Below are 23,678 nucleotides of genomic sequence, written 5' to 3'. Positions count from 1 at the left end.
CACACGGGACACGGAAGACGGGGGCCACCGCGCGTCATGAGACCCACACTCGCCGCGCAGACACTGCGTGACACCACGGTCGAGTACCTGACGACGACGTTCGCGCTGGCCGAGCCCGACACCCAGGACGCGCTGGAGGAGTTCCTCACCGACCCGGCCGACGGGCTCTTCCGGGGGCCGTACCTGCGCATCCGACGGCCCTTCCGCCCCGCGGCGGAGGGCTGGGAACGCCACCTGGACTGGTATCCGGGCGGCTTCCAGCCCTACGCCCACCAGGCCGAGGCGTTCGCCCGGCTGACCAGCAAGGGCGGGCACCGCCCCGAGCCGACGCTGGTGACGACCGGTACCGGCTCCGGGAAGACGGAGTCCTTCCTCTTCCCCGTCCTGGACCACTGCCGTCGGGAGCGGGCGGCCGGCCGGGCCGGGATCAAGGCCGTCCTGCTGTACCCGATGAACGCGCTGGCCGGGGACCAGGCCGGCCGGCTCGGTGAGCTGCTGGACGAGGACGGTCGGCTCGACGAGGTCACGGCGGGGCTGTACATCGGTGAGGCGTCGGCGCGGGGGTCCGCGCCGCCGTACGGGCGGGTGATGGTGGACCGGGCCGAGATCCGCCGCAATCCGCCGGACATCCTGATCACCAACTACAAGATGCTCGACCTGCTGCTCCAGCGGCAGCAGGACGCCTCCCTGTGGCGGGATGCCGATCCGGCGTACGTCGTGATCGACGAGTTCCACACCTTCGACGGGGCGCAGGGCACCGATGTGGCGATGCTGCTGCGTCGCCTCGCCGATGTCGTCGGCGCCGCGCGGGAGGGCGCGCCGCTCGGCTCGATCTGCCCCGTGGCCACGTCGGCGACGCTAGGCTCCGGTGACGCGGCGGGCGGCGCGCGCGCCATGCTGGACGTGGCGTCGAAGGTGTTCGGCACGCATTTCGCGGACACGGCGGTCGTGGGGGAGGACCGGCGGGACGTCGACGAGTTCCTGTCCCCCGTCGATCATTCGTTGCCCCTGCCCACTCCGGAGGAACTGGCGGCGTTGCCGGACCCGGTGCGGACGCCCGGCGGCATGGACGCCGTGGCGCGGGCCACCGTGGGGTGCGACACGTCCGATCCGCGGGAGCTGGGGCGCCGCCTGCTGGCCCACCCGCTGACGCGGGCGCTGCTGCGGACGAAGGACGCGCCGCTGACGGCGGTGGAGATCCTGGAGGGGTTCGACGACGCCGCGGCGTGGCGGGACGCGGTCGCCCAGGAGCCCGAGCGGACGGCCAGCGCGCTGGCCCGCTTCGTCGCGCTGATCTCCGTGGCCCGCGACCCGCGGGCGCCCGTCGGCAAGGAACGGCCGCTGCTGCTGGTGGAGACCCACCTGTGGCTGCGGGCGTTGTCGCGGGTGCTGCGGTTCGTCGCACCGCAGCCGGTGTTCTCCTGGTCGGACGCCGACCAGGCCGCTCTCGCCGAGCGGGACCGCGCGGAGGCCGAGCGGCGGGCGGTGGCCACGGCCGCGGAGGCGGAGCGGCGGCGCACCCTCCGGAGCTCGGGGCGGCTGCCGGCCTCGTACTGCCGGCACTGCGGTCGCTCGGGATGGTCCGCGATCTGCCCCGACCGCGATCCGAAGAACCTGGTGCACGCCCCGGACGAGATCTACCGGGCCAGTGCGGCGGGCGGCGCGGCCAAGGGCCGGGTGCGGGCGATGATCGCGGCGACCCCCGCCGAGGCCGCCGAACAGGCGCGCGCCACGCTCGCGCAGCGGGCCCAGCGCGGTCGGCGGGGCGCCGCGCACGACGCGACCCTGATGGTCCTCGAAGACAACGGGAAGGCGTTGCGCAGGCTCGACCCCGACGAGGTCCTGCTCGACGGGGGCGAGATCGCACCGGCCCCCGACAACGGGGTGTACGTCTGGACCTGGTTCGAGAACCAGGAGCGGAGCGATTACTCCAAGCAGGACCGTTGCCCCGCCTGCGGGCAGGCCCAGGGCATCCGCTTCCTGGGTGCCGGTGTCGCGCCGCTCGCCTCGGTGGTGGTCACCCAACTCTTCACCGGCGGTGAACTGCCGGACCGGGACGAGGAGAACCGGGACCGTCGCAAGACGCTCCTCTTCAACGACTCGGTGCAGGACGCCGCGCACCGTGCGGGATTCGTGGCCAGTCGTGCGTGGAAGTTCTCGCTGCGCTCGCTCATCCACGAGCAACTGTCGGAACACGTCCGTACGGAGCCAGGGTTCGCCGCCGACGGGGTGCCGCTCAACGAGCTGATCGCCTCGATGGTGAGCCGCGCCGCCGTCCAGGACCAACGCATCCTGGCCTCCGTCATCCCGCCCGACCTGCACGACGTGGACCAGGTCAAGCGTCTGCTGGCGGGCCGGGGGCGCATCCCGGAGCGGACCTGGGAACTGGTCGGCCAGCGCCTCGCCTTCAACACCCTGCTGGAGTTCGGGCTGTACTCCAGGTTGGGCCGCACCCTGGAACTGACGCGTACGGTCGCGGCCGAGGTGCACCTGCCGGAGCCGGAGAAGGCCGCCGAGGCCGCCGCGGCACTGTTCCTCGTGGTCAAGGGGCGGATGCTGCCCGGCACGGCCGACGACGGCGCGGGCCCGGCGGTGGGAGCCGGGCCGCCCGGCGCGGGGGACCCCGAGCGGTTGCGCTACTTCGAGGGGTACGTCCGCGGACTCCTGGAACACGTGCGGCAGATCGGTGGCATCCACCACACGTGGTTGAACCGTTTCATCGACGAGGAGGGCCGCAGCCGCCACCCGGTCTCCACCGGCCGCCCCCCGGGCATGCCGCCGTTCGGTCGGCACTCCGAAGCCCCGGCGTTCGTCCTGGTCGGCGCCCGCAGCGGACGCACCGAGTTCGAGCGGGTGGACACCCGGGAGAGCTGGTACGTCGACTTCACCCAGCGCTGCCTGGGGCTCGACCGCGAGTCGGCCGGCGCCTATCTGGCCGAACTGTTCGAGGTGTTGGCCGGCAAGGACATCGGCGCCCTGGCCCGGCGCCGGACCAACCCGGCCGACAAGCAGCAGGGCCACGGCGTGTACGGGCTCACCCCGGGGCACGTGCGGGTGCGCCCGCTGGACGACGAGCAGACGGCGTTCGCCGTGCTGACCTGCCCCGAGTGCGGCTGGACGCAGACCGTGCCCCCGGAACGCGCCGCGGTGTGGCAGGGCACCCGCTGCCCGCTCAAGCGGTGCGAGGGCGCCATGACCAAGCCGTCCCTGGCGGCCGGCGGCCGGGCGGCGCGTGACCACCGGTCCGACTACTACCGGCGCCTGTACCGCGAGGCCAAGCCGTACAGCGTGGTCGCCGCCGAGCACACCGGGGTCCTCAAGCGCAAGGAACGCGAGGAGGTGGAGAAGGGGTTCCGCCGGGGCACCATGCACACCGACCCCAATGTGTTGTCCTGCACCCCGACGCTCGAACTCGGCATCGACATCGGACAGTTGGAGGCCGTGATCCTGGCCTCCCTGCCGCCGTCGACGGCCGGTTACGTCCAGCGGGTGGGCCGTGCGGGACGTGCCACCGGGAACGCCTTCATGGTGTCCCTGGCCGACACCAGCCCCCGCGCGCTGTACCACCTCGCCGAACCGCGGCACCTGATCGCCGGACCGATCCTGCCTCCGGGCTGCTTCCTGTCCGCGGGCGAACTGCTCTGCCGCCAGTACACGGCGTTCCTGATCGACCGGGCCGCCCGCGGCGCCCTGGACGGCGTACCGCCCCTGCCGGACCGGATCACCCAACTCGTCGGCCGCACCGGCTGGCTGCGACAGTTCCGCCAGGCCACCACCGGACGGATAGATCTGGCGGACGCGTTCCTGCGCCTGTTCCCCGAGATCGACGGGGTCCCCGACTCCGGAGCCTCCAGGGACGCCCGCAAGGCGCTGCGGCGGTTCGCGCAGTCCAAGCTGGCCGACGACCTGACGGCCGCGGAGCAGACGTGGGAAGCCGAGCGCGCCGAACTCGCCCGACGCCGCGTCATGATCAACGAGGCTGCGGACGCCCTCCAGGAATCCGTGGACGACGAGGCCCGCGAGAAACGCACCCTCGTCCGGGAGGCGCGCGGCGTCGCCAAGCGGCTCCAGCAGCTGGCCCAGTCGGACGCCCAGGGTTTCCTCGTCGAACACGGCCTGCTCCCCAACTACACCCTGGTGGAGGACGGCGTACGACTGGAGGCGATGCTCAGCTACAAGGAGCCCGCACGCCCCACCCGCACGGCGGACCGGAGGGCGGACGCCGCCGACCAGCCCAAGGCCAAGTGGAGCAGCGACCCGCGGGTGTACGACCGCCCGGCGGAGAGTGCCCTCACCGAACTCGCCCCTGGCAACGCCTACTACGTGCGCGGCTACCGGCACACCGTCGACGGCTTCGACCTCGGGCCCAGCCCGACGGGCGAGCCGAACGGGACGCCCGCCGGGCTGCGGACCTGGCGGGTGTGCAAGGAGTGCGGCCACGTCCGCACCGGTGAACGCGCCGAGGCGGACAACGCGCCCTGCCCGCGCTGCGGCGGCCCCGGCATCGGGGGACGCAACGCCCTCTTCCGGGTGGTCGTCCCGCGCAAGGTCACCGCCCACGACAAGCGGGACGACGCCCGGATCGTCGACGACCACGAGAACCGCATCCGGACCACGTACACCACCGTCACCGCTGTGGACGTCGACCCGAAGCACATCAAGGACACCTGGCGGCACCAGAAGACGACCTTCGGCGTGGACCACGTGCGCGAGGCCGTCATCCGTCGTTTCAACCTCGGCAAGTCGAGGCACGGCCGACGCAACGACACCTACTTCGCCGGGACCGAGGTGGCGACACCCACCGGGTTCACGGTGTGCCCGCGGTGCGGCGGCGCCACCGACCGGGAGCCCGGCCACAGCCCCACCCAGGACTCGCTCAGCCAGTCCCTGTTGGGACGCATCGACCTGGCACACCACCGGCCCTGGTGCCCCACCCGGCGCCGCGACCAGCAGGCGACCCCCGAGGACGTGCAGGTGATCACCGCCACCGAGCACCGTACGGAGGCGCTGCGCATCCTGCTGCCTGCCGCCACCCTGAACGTGCCCGAGCGGCTCGCCTCCTTCTCCGCGGCGCTGCACCTGGGCCTCGCCCTGAGCTACGGCGGGGACCCCGCGCACATCCGTTCCGCGCCCGCGACCGAGCCGGACCGGGAGACCGACCTCACCCGCAACTACCTGGTGCTGTACGACGCGCTGCCCGGCGGGACCGGCTACCTCCAGCGGCTGGTGGACCGCGACGGCGAGGAGTTCCGCACCGTGCTCGCCGAGGCGCAGCGCGCCCTGCGGGCCTGCCCTTGCGGAGACACCCCGCGCCGCGCCTGCCACCGCTGCCTCCTCGGTTACGCCCCCGAGCGGGACTACAAGGACCTCGACCGGCAGGAGGCCCTGTGGATGCTGGACAACCTGCTCGGGACCGACGGTCACAGCGGATGGGACGTCCGCAAGGAGTCGGTCGACTCCCCGGTCCGATTCGTCGACCAGGCGGAGAGCGACCTCGAACGACGCTTCATCGACTGCCTGTTCCGCTGGATCGCGGCGCACGAGGTCGACGGCGCGGCGGGCCACGAACAGACCCCGACGGGCCGCCAGGGCCGACAGTTCACCCTGACCGGGACCGACGGCGGCCCGGCCCGCTGGGAGGTCGTCGCACAGAAGGACCTGCACGGCTACCGCACCCGCCCGGACCTGCTGTTCCGACCGGTCGCCGGGGACACCACGAGCGACGGGGCGCCGCCGTCATCGATCGCCGTCTACCTCGACGGCTACCGCTGGCACGCCTCCTCCCACACCAACCGGATCGCCGCCGACGCGGCCAAGCGCGCCCTGCTGCGGGCCGAAGGGATGCTCGTCTGGCAGATCACCTGGGACGACGTCGTCGCCTGGGAGAAGGAGCTGAAGGGCGCACCGGCCGAGGAAGCCGACGACGTGCGTGACCCCTTGGCACCCGTCCTCGCCGGCCCCGCGGCCGACGCGGCCTGGCCCCCGTACGACGTGACCTCCCCCGGCGGCCCGGGCGCCATGGTGCGCAAACAGTGGGGCAAGCTGCGCCGCGACCCCGTCGAGGTCGACGACCTGCTGTTCCGCGGAGCGATCCCGTCCCTGCTGGGCTTCCTGCGCGACCCGCGCCTGAACAAGTGGCAGCACCTCGCCCAACTCGCGGTGAGCGCACCCGCGTTCGTGCGCCGGAAGGACATCGTCGAAGCGGACCCGGTCACCGCCACCGGATGGATCGAGGCCGCCGTCCGCGAGCAGCCCGCCCCGGCGGTCACGGGATCGGGCATCAAACTGCTCGCCCTGCCGGACGACTCGGGGCTGTCCCTGGTCCTCATCGGAGCCCAGCGCGCCGATGCCCAGGCGCTGCGCTGGAGCGCGCTCGCCGTGCTCGACGACCGGCCCGGCGCGGTCGAAGGCGATCGGCCCGCACACAAGCGTCGTTGGAAGGCCTGGCTGAGCTGGGGCAACGTCATCCAGTTCCTCGACCCCACCGGATCGGGACGGGCCGACGGACTCGTCCTCGCCCGCTCCACCCTCGACTCCTTCGACGGCTCCCTGCTCGCCGCCACCGCTGGCCCCGGCACCGGACTTCTCCCCGCGCTGCGCGGCGACCACCCCGGCACCGGCCTGGGCCTGCCCGAGGCCCCCGAGGCTGCCGACGAGCACGCCCCGGTCGTGGCAGCGGTCGACCCTGAGGAACGGACACCGGCACGGCCCCCGGTCGAGGGCGACGACATGACTCCGGTGGAACGCGCTACCTGGCACGCGGTCGTCGGAGAGCTCTCCAGGTACGGCGATCCCCAGGTGGCCGCCCTCGCCGAGCAGTTGTCGGCCCGCGGGGACGTTCCCGCCGGCACGCCCGGCTGGGACGTCCACGGCGTGTCGCGCACCGTCGAACTCGCCTGGCCCGCCCATAAGATCGGCATCGTCCTGGTGGAGGACACCGAGGACGCGGAGTACATGGCCCAGTGCGCATCCGCCGGCTGGCAGGTGCGTGCGCCGGGCGACTGGGAAGCCGACGAACTCGCCCGGCTGCTGGGCGAGGAGGGGGTTGCACGATGAACCACGGGGCGGGCCGTCCGGAGGGTCGGGGCAGGACCAGGGTGCAGGTGGGGCAGCAAGCCCACGAGGACATCCGACGTCAGGGCGGTGCCGCGGGGGACGCGGTCGCCACCTTCGTCCACCGACTACGCGCCGACCGGACCAACCGTGCCCTGCGCCTGACCTTCCTACGGGCCGCCGGGGACAACGGAGACCTGCACCTGGCGCACGCCGACACCCACCGCGTGGTCCTGCTCCTGTCCACGGACGGCGGGGACGAGATGCGCATCCTCGCGGTCCGCGAGGGGGCGCAGGCCCGGGAGGAACTGAGCAGGCTCACGGTCGAGATCAACCCGGTGTCGGGGGCGATCGAAGTCGTCGACCAGAGCGAGGTCAGTGCCAACGTCGTCGCCTTGCCCGACCGGACGGAAGCGACCCCCGTCGACGTCCTGCAGGACGAGGACGTGCCCGAGGCCCCGGCGCAGACGTCGACGGCCCACTCGGTACCCACCACCGACCTGCGGGCGCCGCTCTTCGCCCGCCACGAGGACGCGGTGCTCCTCGACCTCGGTGTCATCCCCTCCCTGCTGCCGACACTGCGGAAGGTCCGCACGGAGGAGCAGTTCGACGCGCTCCTCACCCACAACCTCCCCGAACTGACCCGTGACGTGCTCCTCGCCCTGCGCGACCGCGTGGAGCCGCAGGACGTACGACGACACATCACCGACAAGTGGCGTCCCGAGGACGAGGTCAATCCCCGCGACTGGTCACGGGCCGCTCAACGGGCCGTCTCCCAGGCCGAGACGGACGACGACGCCGTCCTCACGGCACTCGGCAAGGGCTTCGACGCCTGGCGGCTGTTCCTCCACCCGGAACAGAAGCGCCTCGCCGTCGGTGACTTCAAGGGCTCGGCGAAGGTGACGGGCGGCCCCGGCACCGGCAAGACGGTCGTGGCGCTCCACCGGGTGCGCCACCTGGTGGAGCGGTTGGCGCCCGGCCACTCCCGTCCCGTGCTGCTCACCACGTACAACACCAACCTGGCACTGGACCTCAAGGAGCGGCTGGGCCAGCTGGGCGGCGAAGAGCTGCTGCGCCGCGTCGACGTCAAGTCGGTCGACGCGCTCGCCCGTGAGATCGTCGAGGAGGCCCGCCTGGCACTGGGCCGACCGATGGACGACGAAGCGGCCATGAACCTCTGGCACACCGTCCTCGGCGAGGCGGGCACCTTTGTGTACGACGCCGACTTCCTGAACGACGAGTTCACCCATGTGATCGTGGCGGGCCGGTGCGGCTCGTGGAACGGCTACCGCCGCATCGGCCGCGCCGGGCGCCCGCGCATCAGCAGCGCCCAACGGCACGAGATCTGGCAGCTCGTCCTCGCCTACCAGGCCCATCTGGAGTCCCCGCCGCGACGGACGACGTACGCGCTGATCGCCGACCGGGCCGCCGTCGTGGAACAGCAGCGGATGGCGAGGGCCGAGGAGCTGGCCCGCTACAAGGAAGAGCAGCAGGGCCGCGACCTGATCCACCGCGAGGCCGGCAGCGGCATGTGGCTCAAGCCGCGCTACCAACACGTCGTCGTCGACGAGGCGCAGGACCTGTCCGCCTCGCACTGGCGCCTGCTGCGCGCCATGGTCGCCAAGGGCCCCAACGACGTGTTCCTCGTCGGAGACGCCCATCAGCGCATCTACAGCCCGCACGTCGTCCTCAGCCACCACGGCATCGAGATCCGGGGCCGGGCCTCACGACGCCTCACCCTCAACTACCGGACCACCCGGCAGATCCTCGGCAGCGCGAACGGCCTGATCACCGGTGCCACCTTCGACGACCTCGACACGGGGACCGACTCCCTCGACGGTTACCGCTCCGTCCTCAGCGGGCTGGCCCCGCAGCTCTGGCGGGCGCCCGACCGGCTGACCGAGATGCGGGCCGTGGCCACCCTCATCAAGGAGCGCCACGACACCCACGGCACGCCGTACTCCGCGATGGCGGTGAGCGTGCCCGACGGGAGTTCCGCCCAGGAGTTCGCCAACGTCCTGGCCCGCGAGCCCTTCCAGATCCCGGTGGTCGAACTGGGCAAGGGCGGCGTTCCTGCCGACCGGGACGCCGTGCGCATCGGCACCATGTACCGCTTCAAAGGGTTGGAGTTCCAGCGCGTCTTCCTCACCTCGGTCGGTGAGGGCCAGGTGCCGCACCAGCGCATCGAGCAGTACCGGAGCACCCATCCCGACCGTTACCGCCAGGAGGAACAGCGGGCCCGTTCCCTGGTGTTCGTCGCCGCCACGCGCGCCCGGGACGAACTCGTCATCACGTGGAGCGGCAGGGCCAGCAGGTTCCTCCCGCAGGACGCCGATGCGACCGCCCTCCGGGCGGCGGACCTGCTGAGGCGGGACGCTCCCCCGTCCGGCTCGTCGCGGTCCGCCGCGGCCTGAACGCACCTGCCGCGGGCACGGCGTCCGTCACTCGGTGTGCAGGAGGAAGGCGGCCTGTTGGTGGGGGCGGCCGTTGACCTGGATCTGCACGAGGTGGCCGCCCGAGTGGTAGCGCCGGGTGGTGATCGGCTTGAAGGAGTGCCGGCGGGTGGTCCGCCAGGTCTCGCCCGGGGCGAGGGAGCGGGTGGTCAGCTTGAACACCTTCGGGGTGAGGCTGCCGTTGGCCTTGCGGTGGTGGATGACGTAGTCGATGACCACCTCGGCGGACCGGTCGGAGGCGTTGGTCACCGCGCACTCGAACACCAGGTGGTCGCCGACCCGGATCTCGGGCGTCGTGACGTGCGGGCCCTCGACGGTGACGGGGAGGTCGGGGGAGTGGCCCAGCAGGGTGAGCGCACCGGGGTCGCCCGCCTTGATCAGGGTGCGCAGGCCGTGGCGCACCACCCGGTCGGTGGTGGGCACGGGCGCGTCCAGCCAGCGGGCCGCCACCTCGACGGCGAGTGCGGGGTGGTCACGGCTGATGTCGTTGAGGTGGTTGGCCACGGATCTGCGCACGTACTCCGACTCGTCCCGGTACAGGGCGTCCAGGAGGGGGACGGTGGGGGTCGGGTCCTGGATGAGCGCGGGGATCTGCGGCGCCCAGGGCAGCCGTGGCCGGGTGCCCTCGCTCGCCAGCCGCCGGACGTGCGGATCGGGGTGCCCGGTCCAGGGCGTCATGGCCGTGAGCGCCCGTTCCAGATCGGCGAGGAGGAAGGGGCGCACCCCGGTCTCCGCGGTGAGCCGCGGGGTCAGGTCCGCCTGGAGGGCGAGGGCGGGTTCGAAGGCGTCCAGACCGCGCACGGCGACCGCTTCGGCCACCGGGTAGATCATCCAGCCGGTGAAGTCCTCGTCCCCGAGGGCGGTGTGCAGGACCCGGGCGAAGGCCGGGTAGTCGGCGGGCAGGTCGGCCAGTACGGCGTCCCTGATCGCGGTGACCCGGCCGGTGAAGCTCAGCCCGTCCAGTTCGTCGCCGCAGGCGCGGGTCCGCGGGGCGGTGACGCCCTCGCCCCGGCCCGCCCGGACGAGGCACCGGGCCAGGGCGGCGGTGGTGTCGGTGTTCAGTAGTCGTTCTGCCAGGGACACGGCCTGGGGTCTCCTCGCGATACGGGCGTACGGACGTACGGGTACAGGGGCCTGCACCGGCACCGACAGTGCCGGTGCAGGCCACCATGTCACCCACCACTGACATCGACGCCCGAGGAGCGCTGGAACCCTCGCTCAGCGCGGGGCGGGGGCCTGTGCCCTCGTCGTCCCGGGCTCGACGCCGCAGAACTCGGCCTCCAGGGCGTCGAGCATCCCCGTCTCGCTCCAGTCCCCGTTGAGGTTGAACGCGAACGCGTGGCGACCGTCCTCGGTCGTCGCCGCGAACGAGACCGAACCGATCCAGCCGCCCCCGTGCCCCCAGGTGTTTGTGCCGCAGCTCCACGTGTGCCGTTCGAGCCCCAGGCCGTAGTCCGAGCCGGGCGGCGTGGTCTTCATGGCCTTCAGCTGCCGCGGGGAGAGCAGCTTGCCCTTCATGAGGGCGCTGTAGAAGCGGTTGAGGTCGCCCGCGCTGGAGATCATGTCGCCCTCGGCCCAGCTCTGGGACGCGTTCTGCGAGGTGACGTCGTAGATCTTGGTCGCGGCCGGGTCACGGCTCACCGTCGAGTACGCCCGGCTGCTCGGCTGCGGCATCAGCGAGCTGTTCCCGGGCATGACCGTGGCGCGCAGCTTCAGGGGCTTGATGATGCGGTCGCGCACCTCGCGTTCGTAGGTGCGGCCGGTGACCTTCTCCATGATCAGCGCGGCCAGCACGTAGTTGGTGTTCGAGTACGCGTAGTCCGTGCCGGGCTTGAACGTGGGCGGATTCGCCATCGCGGCGTCGACCGCCTCCTGCGGCGTCCTGGTCTTGAAGCGGTTCACGTGGAAGCCGGGGTCGAGGTACTTCCGTGCGTAGGCCGGGTCGTTGAGGAAGTCGAAGACCCCGCTGGTGTGGTTGAGCAACTGCCGTACGGTCATCTTCCGCCCGTCGTGCCCGTGGCCGCGCACCGCGCCCGGCAGCCAGGTCTCGACCGTGTCGTCGAGGTCCAGGCGACCCTCGGACTCCAACTGGAGCATGACGGTGGCGACGAACGTCTTGGTGATGCTGGCGATGCGGAACCGGTCGTCGGCCTTGCGCGGGGCGCCGGTCTTGCGGTTGCCGACGCCCGCGGTGCCCCGCCAGACGCCGGCTTCGGTCAGGGCCTGTCCCGTGACGCCGGGGATGCCGCCCCGGACGATGCCCTCCAGGGCCCGTTGGGTGGCCCGGTGATCGCGTTCGGCGCCGTCCGGGTGGGTCGCCGCTTGTGCCGGTGCCGTGAAGGCGGATGCGGTCAGTGCCGCCGCCACCAGTCCCACCGCACCCGTACGCGCCCTGCTCCGCCGTGCTCGCATTTCTACGACTCCCTACCGTTCCGCCGTGCCGATAACCGGCATCCGGCATTCCGCGACAACACCCGGAAGGACCCTGCGTGGTGGCGCAGGGTTGAGTGTTGAGTGTTCGGGTCTTCCCGCGCACGCGCCGGGTGTTCAGACGGAGGCGGTGGTCAGGACGTCCGACGGAGCCCCTGCGGCTTCGACCCGGCCGTCGCGCAGCACCAGGCAGTGGTGCCCGGCGCGGGCCGAGGACAGGTCGTGCGTGGCCTGGACCACGGTGATGTCGTCGGCGGTGAGGTCGGTCAGCAGCCGTTCGATGCCGTGCCGCGCCTCGGGGTCGAGCCCCGTACCGGGTTCGTCCAGGAGGAGCAGGTCGGAGCGCTGGGCGATGCCCTGGGCGATGAAGGCGCGTTGACGTTGCCCGCCCGACAGTTCGCCCAGCTGTCGGGGTGCGAGGTGGGCGATGCCCAGCCGCTCCAGCGCCTCGTCGACCGTGGCGTGATCGCTCTTCGTCAGGCGTCGCCACGGGCCCCGGCTGCGCCAGCGGGCCATCTCCACGGTCTGCCGCACGGTGAGCGGCAGCGCATCGCTGACGGTGCTGCGCTGCGGGACGAAGGCGGGGGCGGGGCTGCCCGCGTAGTGGACGGTTCCGGATGTCGGCTGGATCACACCGGCGACGACGCCGAGCAAGGTCGACTTGCCGCTGCCGTTCGGGCCGATCAAGGAGGTGATGCCCAACGCCGGTATGTCCAGGGTGACTTGGTGGAGCACCGGTCGGTCGGCGTATCCCGCGTCGATCGCCGTCAGGCGGATGCGGGGAGGGCGGGGCGAAGGGTGCACGGCGAAACCTATCTGTAGTGATAATCGTTTTCATTATAGTGTTGCGACATGGAATGGTTGACGGGTCCCTTCGAGGTGACCTTCGTGCAAAGGGCGCTGTTCGGCGGGCTCCTGGTGTCCGCGATCACGGCGCTGGCCGGGACCTGGGTGGTGCTCCGGGGGATGGCCTTCCTCGGTGACGCGATGTCCCACGGGCTGCTGCCGGGGGTCGCCGTCGCGGCCCTGCTCGGCGGCAATCTGCTGGTCGGCGCCGCGGCGAGCGCGGTGGTGATGGCCGCCGGGGTCAGCGTCCTCGGGCGCACCCCGCGCCTCAGCCAGGACACCGGCATCGGGCTGCTCTTCGTCGGGATGCTCTCGCTCGGCGTGATCATCGTGTCCCGTTCGCAGTCCTTCGCCGTCGACCTGACCGGGTTCCTCTTCGGGGACGTCCTGGCCGTCGGGGAAGGGGACCTGGTCGCCCTGGCCGTCGCCCTCGCCGTGGCGTCGGCCGTCGCCGTACTGGGCCACCGGGCCTTCGTCGCGCTGGCCTTCGACGAGCGCAAGGCCCACACCCTGGGACTGCGTCCGCGCTGGGCCCACGCACTGCTGCTGGGCCTGCTCACGCTGGCGATCGTCGCCTCGTTCCACATCGTCGGGACCCTGCTGGTGCTCGGTCTGCTCATCGCCCCGCCCGCGTCGGTGCTGCCGTGGGCGCGCAGCGTGCCCGCGGTGATGGCGGGGGCAGCGGCGCTGGGCGCGAGTGCCACGTTCCTGGGCCTGCTGCTGTCCTGGCACCTGGACACCGCCGCGGGGGCGACCATCGCCGCGGTCGCCGTGGCCCAGTTCTTCCTCTCCCGCACGGCCGCCGATGCCCTCCGGCGACTGAACGCCCCGGCCGCGCCGGTCGCGCCCCCGCCCGCACCAGCCCCGTCCACGCCCGCACCGCAGTCGACCCACCCGACCCCGTAGACAAGGGAGTTCACCGCTCGTGACGATTCACCGGGACCCGGCCCGCCGCCGCGCCCCCCTGCCCCGCGCGCTCACCACCGTTCTCGTGGCCGTCCTCGCCGTCGGATGCACGACGGGCGGTGGGTCCGGGAACGAACCGGAAGCGTCGGGCTCCCCGCCGCACGGTCACGTGGAAGGCGCCCGGGAGTCCGCCGAACAGCAGGCACGCCTCGTACTGAGCGACCCCGTCACCGGCGATGCGCGGGTGCTGGACCTGATCACCGAGAAGGTGCACCGGGTCGAGGGGGTCGCGGGCGCCACCGCCCTCACCACCGACGGCCGGTTCGGGTACGTCCACGCCCCCGCCGGCGTCTCGGTGATCGACACCGGTGCCTGGATGGTGGACCACGGCGACCACGTCCACTACTACCGGGCCGACCTGCGCACCCTCGGCCGGCTGACCCCCCACGGTGACGCCCGGGTCAGCTCGGGCGACGGCACGCACGTCGCCGTGACGACCGGGCGCCGGGGCACGGTGCTCCACCGGCGCGGCGATCTGGAGCAGGGGCGCATCGGCGCCGGGCGACCCCTCGCGGGCCGGCACGCCGCCGTGATCCCGTTCCGCGCACACGTGGTGGCCGTGCCGCGCGCCGCGGGGGCCGGGGTCACGGTCCTGGACCGGGCGGGCAAGGAGACGGCGTCGCTGAAGGCGGAGTGCCGTGACCCGCGGGGGGAGGCGGTGACCCGGCGCGGTGTCGTCCTGGGCTGTGCCGACGGAGCCCTGCTGGTCCGGGCCCGGGGCGAGGAGTTCACCGCGGTCAAGATCCCGTACCCGCAGGACGTGCCCCCGGGCGAGCGGGCCCGGGACTTCCGGCTCCGGCCCGGCAGCGACACGCTCACGGCGCTCGCCGGTGACACCTCCGTCTGGGTGCTGGACGTCACGGACCGCGTGTGGAAGCGGGTGGAGACGGGACCCGTGCTCGCCGCCAACACCGCGGGCGAGGGCGCGCCCTTGCTCGCCCTGGGCACCGACGGCACGCTGCGCGGCTTCGACGTCGACACGGGCGAGCGCACCGCCCAAGCCGCTCTGCGCGCCCTCCCCGCCCGGGACGGCATCCGGGACGGCATCCGTGACGGCGTCCGTGACGGCGTCCGTGCCGGGGACGCCGGTGCGCCGGACATCGCCGTCGACCAGAGCCGTGCCTACGTCAGCAACCCCGCGGCGAAACGGGTCGACGAGATCGACTACAACGACTCGCTGCGCGTCGCCCGCTCCTTCGACCTGGACATCCGGCCGGGCCTGATGGTGGAGACCGGCCGATGACCCCGAGCAACGGGCGCCCGCAGCTGCGCCGTTCGGCCCGGTTCCTGCTCGGCCTCCTCATCGTGTGGGGTGCGGTGCCGGCCTGTGCCGCCGGGAACGCCGACCGGCCGCAGATCGTGGTGACGACCAACATCCTCGGCGACATCACCCGGGAGGTCGCCGGCGGCGAAGCCGAGGTCGCCGTCCTGATGAAGCCGAACGCCGACCCGCACTCCTTCGGGCTGTCGGCGGCCGAGGCGGCCACCCTCGAACGGGCCGACCTGGTGGTGTTCAACGGGCTCGGCCTGGAGGAGAACGTCCTGAGGCACGTCGACAACGCCCGCCGGGCCGGCGTGGCCACCTTCGAGGTCGGCAAGGCGGTCGAACCGCTCGCCTACCGGTTTGAGGACGGCGGCCCCGAGGCCGACGACGGGCAGCCCGATCCGCACTTCTGGACCGACCCCGACCGGGTGCGGAAGGCCGTCGACCTCCTCGCCGACCAGATCACCGCGCACGTGGACGGCGTCGACCGGAGCGCCGTGCACCGCAACGCCCAGCGCTACGCACAGGAGTTGACGGACCTCACGTCCTGGATGACGCGGTCCTTCGACCGCATCCCCGAGGACCGCCGGGCGCTGGTGACCAACCACCACGTCTTCGGTTACCTTGCCGACCGCTTCGGCTTCCGGGTCGTCGGAGCCGTCATCCCCAGTGGCACCACGCTCGCCTCGCCCAGCTCATCCGACCTGCGCTCCCTCACCCGGGCGATGCGCGCGGCAGGCGTACGGACGATCTTCGCGGATTCCTCCCGCCCCCAGCGCCTGGCCGAGGTCCTGCGCCAGGAGACGGGGGACGAGGTGGGCGTCGTCGAGCTCTACTCCGAGTCGCTGACCGAAGCGGGAGGCGGCGCGGACACCTATCTGACGATGATGCGCGCCAACACCGAGGCCATGACCGCCGGCCTGAGCGGGAGTTGACCACCCCCGGGCGGTCCGCTCGACCGGACACCCCACCTCCATACCCACCCCCATCCCCGTCCCCGTCCCCATGGACGACCGTGCCGCACCCGCGGCGAAGAAAGGAAACTCCCCCGTGAACACCTCGGCGAACACACCCGTGAAGAACCCGGCCAAGAACCCCGTGCGCAGTCGTGCCGTCACCGGCGCCGCACTCGCCCTCGCTGTGTCCGTAGCCCTCACCGCCTGCGGCGCGGAGAAGGACAAGGCGGACTCCGCGCAGGCAGGAACACGAGCGGATGCCGCGAAGGCGGCGCCGAGCAGCCCGTCCGCCGCCGCACTGCGGGAGCCGCTGGTCGCGACCTTCGACGGCGGCCTCCACCTGCTGGACGGCGAGTCGTTGAAGCTCGGCAAGACCATCGACCTGCCCGGCTTCAACCGCGTCAACCCCGCCGGTGACAACACCCATGTGATGCTCTCCACCGACAGCGGCTTCCGGGTCCTCGACGCCGCCGCGCAGACCCTCACCGACATCGAGTTCAAGGGCGCCAAGCCCGGCCACGTCGTCCGCCACGCGGGCAGGACCGTGCTCTTCACCGACGGCACCGGCGAGGTCCACGTCTTCGACCCGGCCGACCTCGCCACCGGCAAGAAGCCGAAGGGACGCACCCACACCACCGAGGAGCCGCACCACGGAGTCGCCGTCGAGCTGGCGAACGGCGAACTGCTCACCACCCTCGGCGACGAGGAGAAGCGGGTCGGCGCCGTCGTCCTGGACGAGGACGACAAGGAGGTCGCCCGTAGCGAGGACTGCCCCGGCGTCCACGGGGAGGCCGCGGCCAAGGGCGAGGCGATCGCCCTCGGGTGCGAGGACGGGGTCCTGATCTACCGGGACGGCGAGTTCACCAAGGTCACGTCCCCCGACGCCTACGGCCGGATAGGCAACCAGGCCGGGAGCGACCGGTCGCCGATCCTGCTCGGCGACTACAAGACCGACCCCGAAGCGGAACTCGAACGACCCGAGCGGGTGTCCCTGATCGACACCCGGACCGGCAAGCTGCGCCTGGTCGACCTCGGCACCAGCTACTCGTTCCGCTCCCTGGCCCGCGGACCGCACGGCGAGGCGCTCGTCCTGGGCACGGACGGCGCCGTCCACGTCATCGACCCGGAGAAGGGCGAGGTCACCCGGACCGTTCCGGCGGTCGGCGCGTGGAAGGAACCGCTGGACTGGCAGCAGCCCCGGCCGGTGCTCTTCGTCCGTGACCACACCGCGTACGTCAGCGAACCGGGCAAGCGGAAGCTGCACGCCTTCGACATCGAGTCCGGCGAGAAGAAGGCGTCCGTCACGCTGCCGGACGCGCCGAACGAGCTGACCGGCGTCGTCGCGGGCCACTGACGGTCGGCACCCGACCGGCACCGTGGCGCGCCGGGGTCACTACCGTGGCCCCGGCGCGCCCGCTCAGCGCAGAGCGAGCGGGACCTCGGACGCGATGCGGGACAGCTTCGCCGGGTTGCGGATGTAGTAGATGCCGGTGATGCGGGCGCCCTCGACCCGCACCGCCATGACACCGTCGACCTCGCCGTCCAGCCGGACGAGGAGCGCGGGGCTGCCGTTGACCACGGTGGGGACCCCGGTGAGCCTGCTGCCCACCTTGCCCGTGCCGCCGATGATGAGGCGCCCCACCTTCCAGGCGCCGGCGATCGGCCGCAGCGCCGCCTGCTTGACGCCCCCGCCGTCACTCACCAGCACCACGTCAGGGGCGAGCACGTCCAGAACGGCTTGCAGGTCGCCGTTCTCGAAAGCCCGCTGGAGCGCCTCCACGGCCGCCCGGACCTCCCCCGGGGAGACGGTCGTCCGCGGGCGGCGGGCATGGACGTGCCCCCGGGCGCGGTGCGCGATCTGCCGGACGGCCGCGGGGCTCTTGTCGAGGGCGGTCGCGATCTCGTCGTAGCTGACGTCGAACGCCTCGCGCAGCACGAAGACGGCGCGTTCGGTCGGCGACAGCGTTTCGAGGACGAGCAGGAGCGCCAGCGACACGCTCTCGGTGAGCTCCACGTCCTCGGCGACGTCCGGCGCGGTCAGCATCGGCTCCGGCAGCCAGGGACCGACGTACGCCTCCCGGCGGCGCTTCCTCGCCCGCAGTCGGTTGAGTGCCTGCCGGGTCGTGATCCTCACCAGGTACGCACGCGGGTCGCGCACCTGCGGCAAGTCGACCCCGACCCACCGCAGCCACGTCTCCTGGAGGACGTCTTCGGCGTCGACCGCCGAGCCGAGCATCTCGTACGCGACGGTGAAGAGCAGGTTGCGGTGGGCGACGAAGGCATCGGTCGCCGGGTCGGTGGTGTGGTCGCTCGTCATCGGGGTGCCCGCGCCGCCCGTTCCGGGTCGGCTGGCGCCGCGCTCCGTTGGTCCTCCAGCAGTTGCCGGCGCTTGGCGTCCTTGGCCCACCAGGTGCGCGTACCGGGACGGCGCGCCTCGTACGACAACTGCCAGACCGTGCCCTTGCAGACGAACTCCTTCAGCCCGGCGCCCGTCCGGCCGCCGAGGTGGTGCCTGCGCGCGGTGTCGTCCCTGCCGGAGAGCTGGAAGACGCCGGCGCGCCGCCCCAGACTGACGCACTGGCTGAAGAAGCCCACGTCGACGGGGGCGGGATGCTCACCGGCGATCCGGCTGAGTACCGTCTCGGCGGCCTGCGGGCCCAACTGCACCGCGGCCTGGCAGCTCATCCGGAACGGTAGGTCCGAGGGGGCCGCCGCGTCCCCGGCCGCGACGACCCGTACGTCGTCCACGCTCGTCAGCGTCTCGTCCGTGCGGAGGCGGCCCAGCCCGTCCGTGCTGAACCCGCTGCGGTCGGCCAGGTCGGGCACGCCGAATCCGGTGGCCCACACGGTCACCGCGCTCGGCAGTTCGCGACCGTCCTCCAGCCGTACCGCCTCGCGCGTCACCTCGGTCACCCGCGCACCGGGGCCTTCGAGGACGCTGACACCGAGCGCGGCCAGTCGCCGGGTCACCGAACGTCGGCCCCGGGGGTGCAGGCTCGGGCCGAGCACCCCACCGCACACCAGGGTCACGGTGCGGCCTTGCTCCGCCAGCTCGGCGGCGGTCTCGATCCCGGTCGAACCGCCCCCGACCACCGTCACCGCGGCCGCCGGGAGAGCGGTGTCCAGGGCCGCCCGCAGCCGCTGGGCCTCGTCCAGGGCGGCGATCGGGTGGGCGAACTCGGCCGCTCCGGGCACCCGCGGTACGGTGCTGGCGCTGCCCACCGCGTAGATCAGGTAGTCGTAGCCGACCGTGCCGCCGGCCGCCAACGTCACGCTGCGCTCGGCCGCGTCGATCCGCTGCACGCTGTCGACCACCAGACCGACGCCGTCGGCCAGCACCTTGCGGTAGTCGACGACCGCTGCGTGGGAGCCGCCCACCAACTGGTGCAGACGGATCCGCTCGACGAAGTGCGGGCGCGGGTTGACCAGCGTCACCGTCACGTCCGGGCGCTGCGTCAGCCGGTTGGCGGCCATGACGCCGGCGTATCCGCCGCCGATCACGACCACTTCGACGTTCTGGGGCATGGTGTCTCCTTCGCCTCAAGGGGGTTCGGCCTCAAGACACCGCCCGGTCCGTCGTTGTGACAACCTCGCACATCGTCCGGGCCGGGGTGCGCGAACACGCCCCCTTCGCGTCCTGCCGTGCACGGGGCCGTCACCGTCCTCGGGGCGTCGCGACCGGGCGCCCACGGGCACGTCATGACATCGTGACGTCATGACCATCGCCGTGCGCCCCGCCTCGACCTTCGAGGACGTCCGTACCCTGATCGGCCCGAGGTCGCCGACCGCGAACGTCTGTTGGTGTCTGAGCTACCGGATTTCGTCGAGGCTCAACAACGAGCTGCGCGGGCCGGCCCGTGGTGAGTACGTCGCCGGGCTGTGCCGTGCGGAACCCCCGCCGGGAGTGCTCGCGTACGACGGCGACGAGCCGGTGGGCTGGGCGGCCGTGGCGCCGCGCGCGCACACCTCCTTCGCGCGCAGCCGCAAGGTCCCGTACGTCGACGACCTGCCGGTCTGGTCGCTGTGGTGCATCCGGGTCCGGCCGGGTCACCGCAAGAAGGGGATCTCGCACGCCCTGATCGCCGGTGGCGTCGAGTTTGCCCGTGCCCACGGTGCACCGGCGATCGAGGCGTACCCGCTCGACAACGGTGACGCCCGGGTCGACCTGACGATGGCGTACGCCGGGATCCGGAAGAACTTCGAACGCGCCGGGTTCACGCACGCGGCCGACACCACCTCCGTGCTCGCCGGTCACCCCCGCGTCCTGATGCGGCTCGACCTGCGCTGACGGGTCGGTGAGCGTCGCTACGGGAGGAGCCGTCCGCGGTCCAGGGTCAGGATCTCGTCGGCGGCGGCGAGGCCGGCCCGCTCGTGGGTGACCAGGAGGGTGGTACGGCCGTGGGTGGCGTCGAGGACGTCGGCGAGCACGGCGGCGGCGGAGTCGGGGTCGAGCCCTTCGGTGGGTTCGTCCAGGACGAGGACCGGCGGGTCGGCCAACAACGCACGTGCCAGCAGCAGGCGTTGACGCTGGCCGCCGGACATCGCGGTGCCGTCCTCGCCGAGGAGCGTGTCCCAGCCGTCGGGCAGCGACTCGATCCAGTCCAGGAGGCGGGCCCGGTCGGCCACCGCCCGCAGTTCGGTGTCCGTGGCACCGGGGCGGGCCAGCAGCAGGTTCGCGCGGATCGTGGTGTGGAAGACGTGCGCGGACTCGGTCACCCCGGTGACCACCCGCCGGACCTCGGCGCCCGCGCAGTCCCGCAGTTCGCGCCCGCCGACCCGGACGCTCCCCGCCTCGTACGGGACGAACCGCATCAGCGTCGCGATCAGCGTCGACTTGCCGGAGCCGCTGGCGCCGAGCAGCACGACCCGGCGGCCGGCCGGAATCCGCAGGGTCAGCCCGTCGAGGGCGGGCGGGGCGGCGGGGTCGTGGCGTACCCGTAGGTCGGTGATCTCGACGTCGAGCGGACCCGTGGCCGGGAGCGGGACCGGCGAGGTCGGCTCGGTGACCGGGGGCGGGGTGTCGAACAGAGCGGCCAACCGGTGTGCCGAGGCCCGTACTTCGGTGAACCGTTGGGCCGCGGCGGGCAGTGGGGCCAGGGCGTCGAAGGCGACCAGTGCGAGGACGGCGAGGACGGTGAGGTGCACGGCGGGCAGCGCACCCGTGGCGTGGGAGCGCAGCGCGAGCCAGGTGACGCCGACCACGGCCGCGCCCTGGAGCAGCAGTACCGCGGTGGACGCCAGGGTGGTGGTCAGGGCCGCCCGGCGCTCCAGGGCGGCGATGCGGGCGGCGGCGCTACGGGCCCGTCCCTCGGCGCGGCCCAGTGCACCGTACGCGGCGAGGTCTGCGGCTCCCCGCGTCAAGTCCAGGGTGTGCGTGGTGAGTTCGGCGCGGGCGGACTTCGTTGCACGGCCGGTGCGGTGGGACGCGGTGAGGACCAGGGTGGGTACCGCGAGGCCGGCCAGGGTCAGCAGCACCCCGAGGAGGACGCCCGCCTCCGGTAGGAGCACCGCGGTCGTGGCGATGGCGGCGGTCGCCACGGCGAGGGCGGCCGACGCCGGGACCAGGACCCGTAGCAGGAGGTCCTGGGCGGCGTCGACGTCGTCGACGAGGCGGGTCAGGAGGTCGCCGCTGCGGAAGGCCGGGGTGCCCGCCGGAGCCAGCGGCACCAGGGCCTCGTACACCAGGGTGCGGAATCCGGCGACGGCCCGTAGCGCACCGTCGTGGCCGAGCAGCCGGTCGGCGTAGCGCAGCACCCCGCGGCCCAGGGCCAGGGCGCGCACGGCGACGATGGCGAGGCTGACCGCGGCGAGCGGGGGCTGTTCGGCGGCGCGGGTGATGAGCCAGGCGGCGGTGGCCATCAGTGCGGCGCCGGCGAGGTCGCTGGCGGCCGCGGCGAGGGCGGCCGGCAACAGGCGCCGCCAGTAGGGGAGGAGGTGGCGCAGGAGTCGGACGGTGGGGCGCGGGACGGGTGGTGCGAGCCGGGCGGCCGTGGTCATGTGGTCACCCACGTCGGTTCGGGGGCGACGAGGCGGCCCGCGCGTACGGTGACGATCCGGTCGGCGTGCGGAAGCAGGCTCGTGCGGTGGGCGACCACGACGGAGGTCCGGCCGCGCATCAGTCGGACCGTGGCACGGGTCACGGCGGCCTCGCTCTCCGGGTCGAGGTGGGCGGTCGGTTCGTCCAGCAGCAGGATCGGCGCGTCGACGAGGAACGCCCGTGCCAGGGCGATGCGTTGGCGTTGTCCGGCGGACAGTCCGGCACCGGCTTCGCCGAGCGGGGTGTCGTACCCCCGGGGCAGTGCCCGGACGAAGGAGTCCGCGGAGGCGGCGCGGGCCGCTCGGCGTACCTCGGCGTCGGTCGCGTCGGGGCGGCCGAGCCGGATGTTGTCCACGACGGACGCCGCGAACAGGTGCGGGCGCTGCGGCACCCACGCCACCCGGGTGCGCCAGGCGTCGGGGTCCAGGCGGGCGAGGTCGGTGCCGCCCACCGTGACCCGGCCCGACTCCGGGGCCACGAACCCGAGGAGCAGCGCCAGGAGCGTCGACTTGCCGGCACCGCTCGGGCCGACCAGGGCGAGCCGTTCCCCGGGGCGGACGGTGAGGCGGACGTGGTGGAGGGCGGGCGCGGCGCGGTCCGGGTACCGGACGGTGACCCCGTCCAGGTGCAGGGGCGCGGTACGGGCGTCGGGGACCGGGGTGCGGGCGGCGGGGCCGGCGGTGGGCGTCTCCTCGGCGTCGAGGAGGGCGAACACCCGCTCGGCGACGGCGATGCCCTCGGCGCTGGTGTGGAAGGCCGCGCCCGCCGCGCGCAACGGTGCGTACGCCTCGGGCGCGAGGAAGAGGACGACGAGCGCGGTCCGCAGGTCGGTGCTGCCGCCCAGGAGCCGTAGGCCGACCGGGACGGCGACCAGGGCGACGGAGAAGGTGGCGACGGTCTCCAGGACCAGGGAGGACAGGAAGGCCACGCGCAGGGTCCGCAGGGTGGTGCGGCGGTGGGCGTCGGCCATCTCGCCGACCACCCGCCTCTGGTGCCGCTCCCGGCCGAACGCCCGCAGCGTCGGCAGACCGGCCACCACGTCCAGGAAGTGGCCGCCCAGCCGGGCCAGCAACTGCCACTGGCGGGCGGTGCGTTGCGCGGTGTGCAGGCCGACCAGTGCGCCGAAAACGGGGATCAGCGGCAGGGTGACGAGGACGACGAGCGCCGAGGTCCAGTCGGTCCACGCCAGCCAGCCGACGATCGTCAGCGGCACCACCGCGGTGGCCGCTCGGGTGGGCAGGTAGCCGATGACGTAGGGGTCCAGGGCGTCGAGGCCACGGGTGAGCAGGGTGGCCGTCTCGCCGTGGCGGTGGGCCGTCAGCCGTAGCGGGCCGGTGTGCCGCAGTCGGCCGGTGATCCGGTCGCGCAGGGTGCGCTTGGCGTCGGCCGCGGCGCGGTGCGCGAGCACCGACCGGCACCAGCTCAGCAGGGCGCGCAGGCCCAGGACGGTGCCCAGGAGGGCGAGCGGTGCGAGCGGGGAAGCAGGTCCGGAGAGGGCCCCCGAGAAGGCCCCCGAGAAGGCGTCGGCGAGGGCTGTGGCCAGGAGGTTCGCTTGGGTGACGATGAGTGCCGCGCTCAGGAGCGCCAGCACCGTGGCGTACGCCGTGTGGCGCCGTAGTACGGGTAGTTCCTTCAGCAGTCGGCGTTCCACCGGTTTCATTCCGGAGCCCTCT

General features: G+C 73.0%; 14 protein-coding genes. 7 read left to right on the top strand and 7 right to left on the bottom strand.

Annotated elements, in window-relative coordinates; translation table 11 throughout:
• Positions 1–36: 36 nt before the first annotated feature.
• Entirely contained in the window at positions 37–7,056 is a 7,020-nt protein-coding gene (locus ACFYOU_RS15405; RefSeq protein ID WP_391306047.1) for a DEAD/DEAH box helicase, read from the top strand.
• A 47-nt stretch (positions 7,057–7,103) separates the two neighbouring features.
• The gene (locus ACFYOU_RS15400) at positions 7,104–9,467 is read left to right on the top strand and encodes a UvrD-helicase domain-containing protein (protein WP_391306045.1); all 2,364 of its coding nucleotides are present in this window, start codon (positions 7,104–7,106) and stop codon (positions 9,465–9,467) included.
• Between the two features lie 27 nt (positions 9,468–9,494).
• Here ACFYOU_RS15400 and ACFYOU_RS15395 read toward each other — a convergent pair whose 3' ends face one another.
• The 3 genes from ACFYOU_RS15395 to aztA all read right to left on the bottom strand — a co-directional run bounded on the left by ACFYOU_RS15395 (position 9,495) and on the right by aztA (position 12,740).
• Complete coding sequence (locus ACFYOU_RS15395; RefSeq protein ID WP_391306043.1) at positions 9,495–10,589, bottom strand: DNA alkylation repair protein; 1,095 nt, start codon at positions 10,587–10,589, stop codon at positions 9,495–9,497.
• A gap of 135 nt (positions 10,590–10,724) precedes the next feature.
• Positions 10,725–11,918 carry a serine hydrolase gene (locus ACFYOU_RS15390; protein ID WP_391306041.1) on the bottom strand — a complete coding sequence of 398 codons (1,194 nt, stop codon included), beginning with the start codon at positions 11,916–11,918 and terminating at the stop codon, positions 10,725–10,727.
• Between the two features lie 135 nt (positions 11,919–12,053).
• Entirely contained in the window at positions 12,054–12,740 is a 687-nt protein-coding gene (gene aztA / locus ACFYOU_RS15385; RefSeq protein ID WP_391306040.1) for a zinc ABC transporter ATP-binding protein AztA, read from the bottom strand.
• 48 nt (positions 12,741–12,788) lie between these two features.
• On the opposite strand from aztA, the gene aztB reads away from it, so the two are divergent.
• From aztB to aztD, 4 genes are all read left to right on the top strand, one after another.
• A complete protein-coding gene (aztB, locus tag ACFYOU_RS15380; protein ID WP_391306038.1) occupies positions 12,789–13,688 on the top strand; it encodes a zinc ABC transporter permease AztB in 900 nt (299 codons plus the stop codon).
• A 19-nt stretch (positions 13,689–13,707) separates the two neighbouring features.
• A complete protein-coding gene (locus ACFYOU_RS15375) occupies positions 13,708–14,991 on the top strand; it encodes a hypothetical protein (RefSeq protein ID WP_391306036.1) in 1,284 nt (427 codons plus the stop codon).
• A complete protein-coding gene (gene aztC / locus ACFYOU_RS15370) occupies positions 14,988–15,947 on the top strand; it encodes a zinc ABC transporter substrate-binding protein AztC (protein WP_391306034.1) in 960 nt (319 codons plus the stop codon). Before ACFYOU_RS15375 ends, aztC begins: the two co-directional genes overlap by 4 nt.
• Before the next feature lie 115 nt (positions 15,948–16,062).
• A complete protein-coding gene (gene aztD, locus ACFYOU_RS15365) occupies positions 16,063–17,322 on the top strand; it encodes a zinc metallochaperone AztD (RefSeq protein WP_391306032.1) in 1,260 nt (419 codons plus the stop codon).
• Between the two features lie 63 nt (positions 17,323–17,385).
• Here aztD and ACFYOU_RS15360 read toward each other — a convergent pair whose 3' ends face one another.
• Complete coding sequence (locus tag ACFYOU_RS15360; RefSeq protein ID WP_391306031.1) at positions 17,386–18,285, bottom strand: RNA polymerase sigma-70 factor; 900 nt, start codon at positions 18,283–18,285, stop codon at positions 17,386–17,388.
• The gene (locus tag ACFYOU_RS15355) at positions 18,282–19,493 is read right to left on the bottom strand and encodes an FAD-dependent oxidoreductase (RefSeq protein WP_391306029.1); all 1,212 of its coding nucleotides are present in this window, start codon (positions 19,491–19,493) and stop codon (positions 18,282–18,284) included. The genes ACFYOU_RS15360 and ACFYOU_RS15355 overlap by 4 nt, the downstream gene beginning before the upstream one ends.
• Positions 19,494–19,683: 190 nt before the next feature.
• Here ACFYOU_RS15355 and ACFYOU_RS15350 point away from each other — a divergent pair, with 190 nt between their 5' ends.
• A complete protein-coding gene (locus ACFYOU_RS15350; RefSeq protein WP_391306027.1) occupies positions 19,684–20,256 on the top strand; it encodes a GNAT family N-acetyltransferase in 573 nt (190 codons plus the stop codon).
• Positions 20,257–20,273: 17 nt separating this feature from the next.
• Here ACFYOU_RS15350 and cydC read toward each other — a convergent pair whose 3' ends face one another.
• Together cydC and cydD are read right to left on the bottom strand one after the other, a co-directional pair.
• Positions 20,274–21,965 carry a thiol reductant ABC exporter subunit CydC gene (gene cydC, locus ACFYOU_RS15345; protein ID WP_391306025.1) on the bottom strand — a complete coding sequence of 564 codons (1,692 nt, stop codon included), beginning with the start codon at positions 21,963–21,965 and terminating at the stop codon, positions 20,274–20,276.
• Positions 21,962–23,665, bottom strand: a complete 1,704-nt coding sequence (gene cydD / locus ACFYOU_RS15340; RefSeq protein ID WP_391306023.1) for a thiol reductant ABC exporter subunit CydD — start codon at positions 23,663–23,665, stop codon at positions 21,962–21,964. The genes cydC and cydD overlap by 4 nt, the downstream gene beginning before the upstream one ends.
• Positions 23,666–23,678 lie beyond the last annotated feature (13 nt).

This window comes from Streptomyces sp. NPDC005955 (genome assembly GCF_042871255.1).
Lineage (GTDB): Bacteria > Actinomycetota > Actinomycetes > Streptomycetales > Streptomycetaceae > Streptomyces.
Note: the sequence above shows the minus strand (reverse complement) of the source record. Positions and strands in the feature narration are given on the sequence as shown.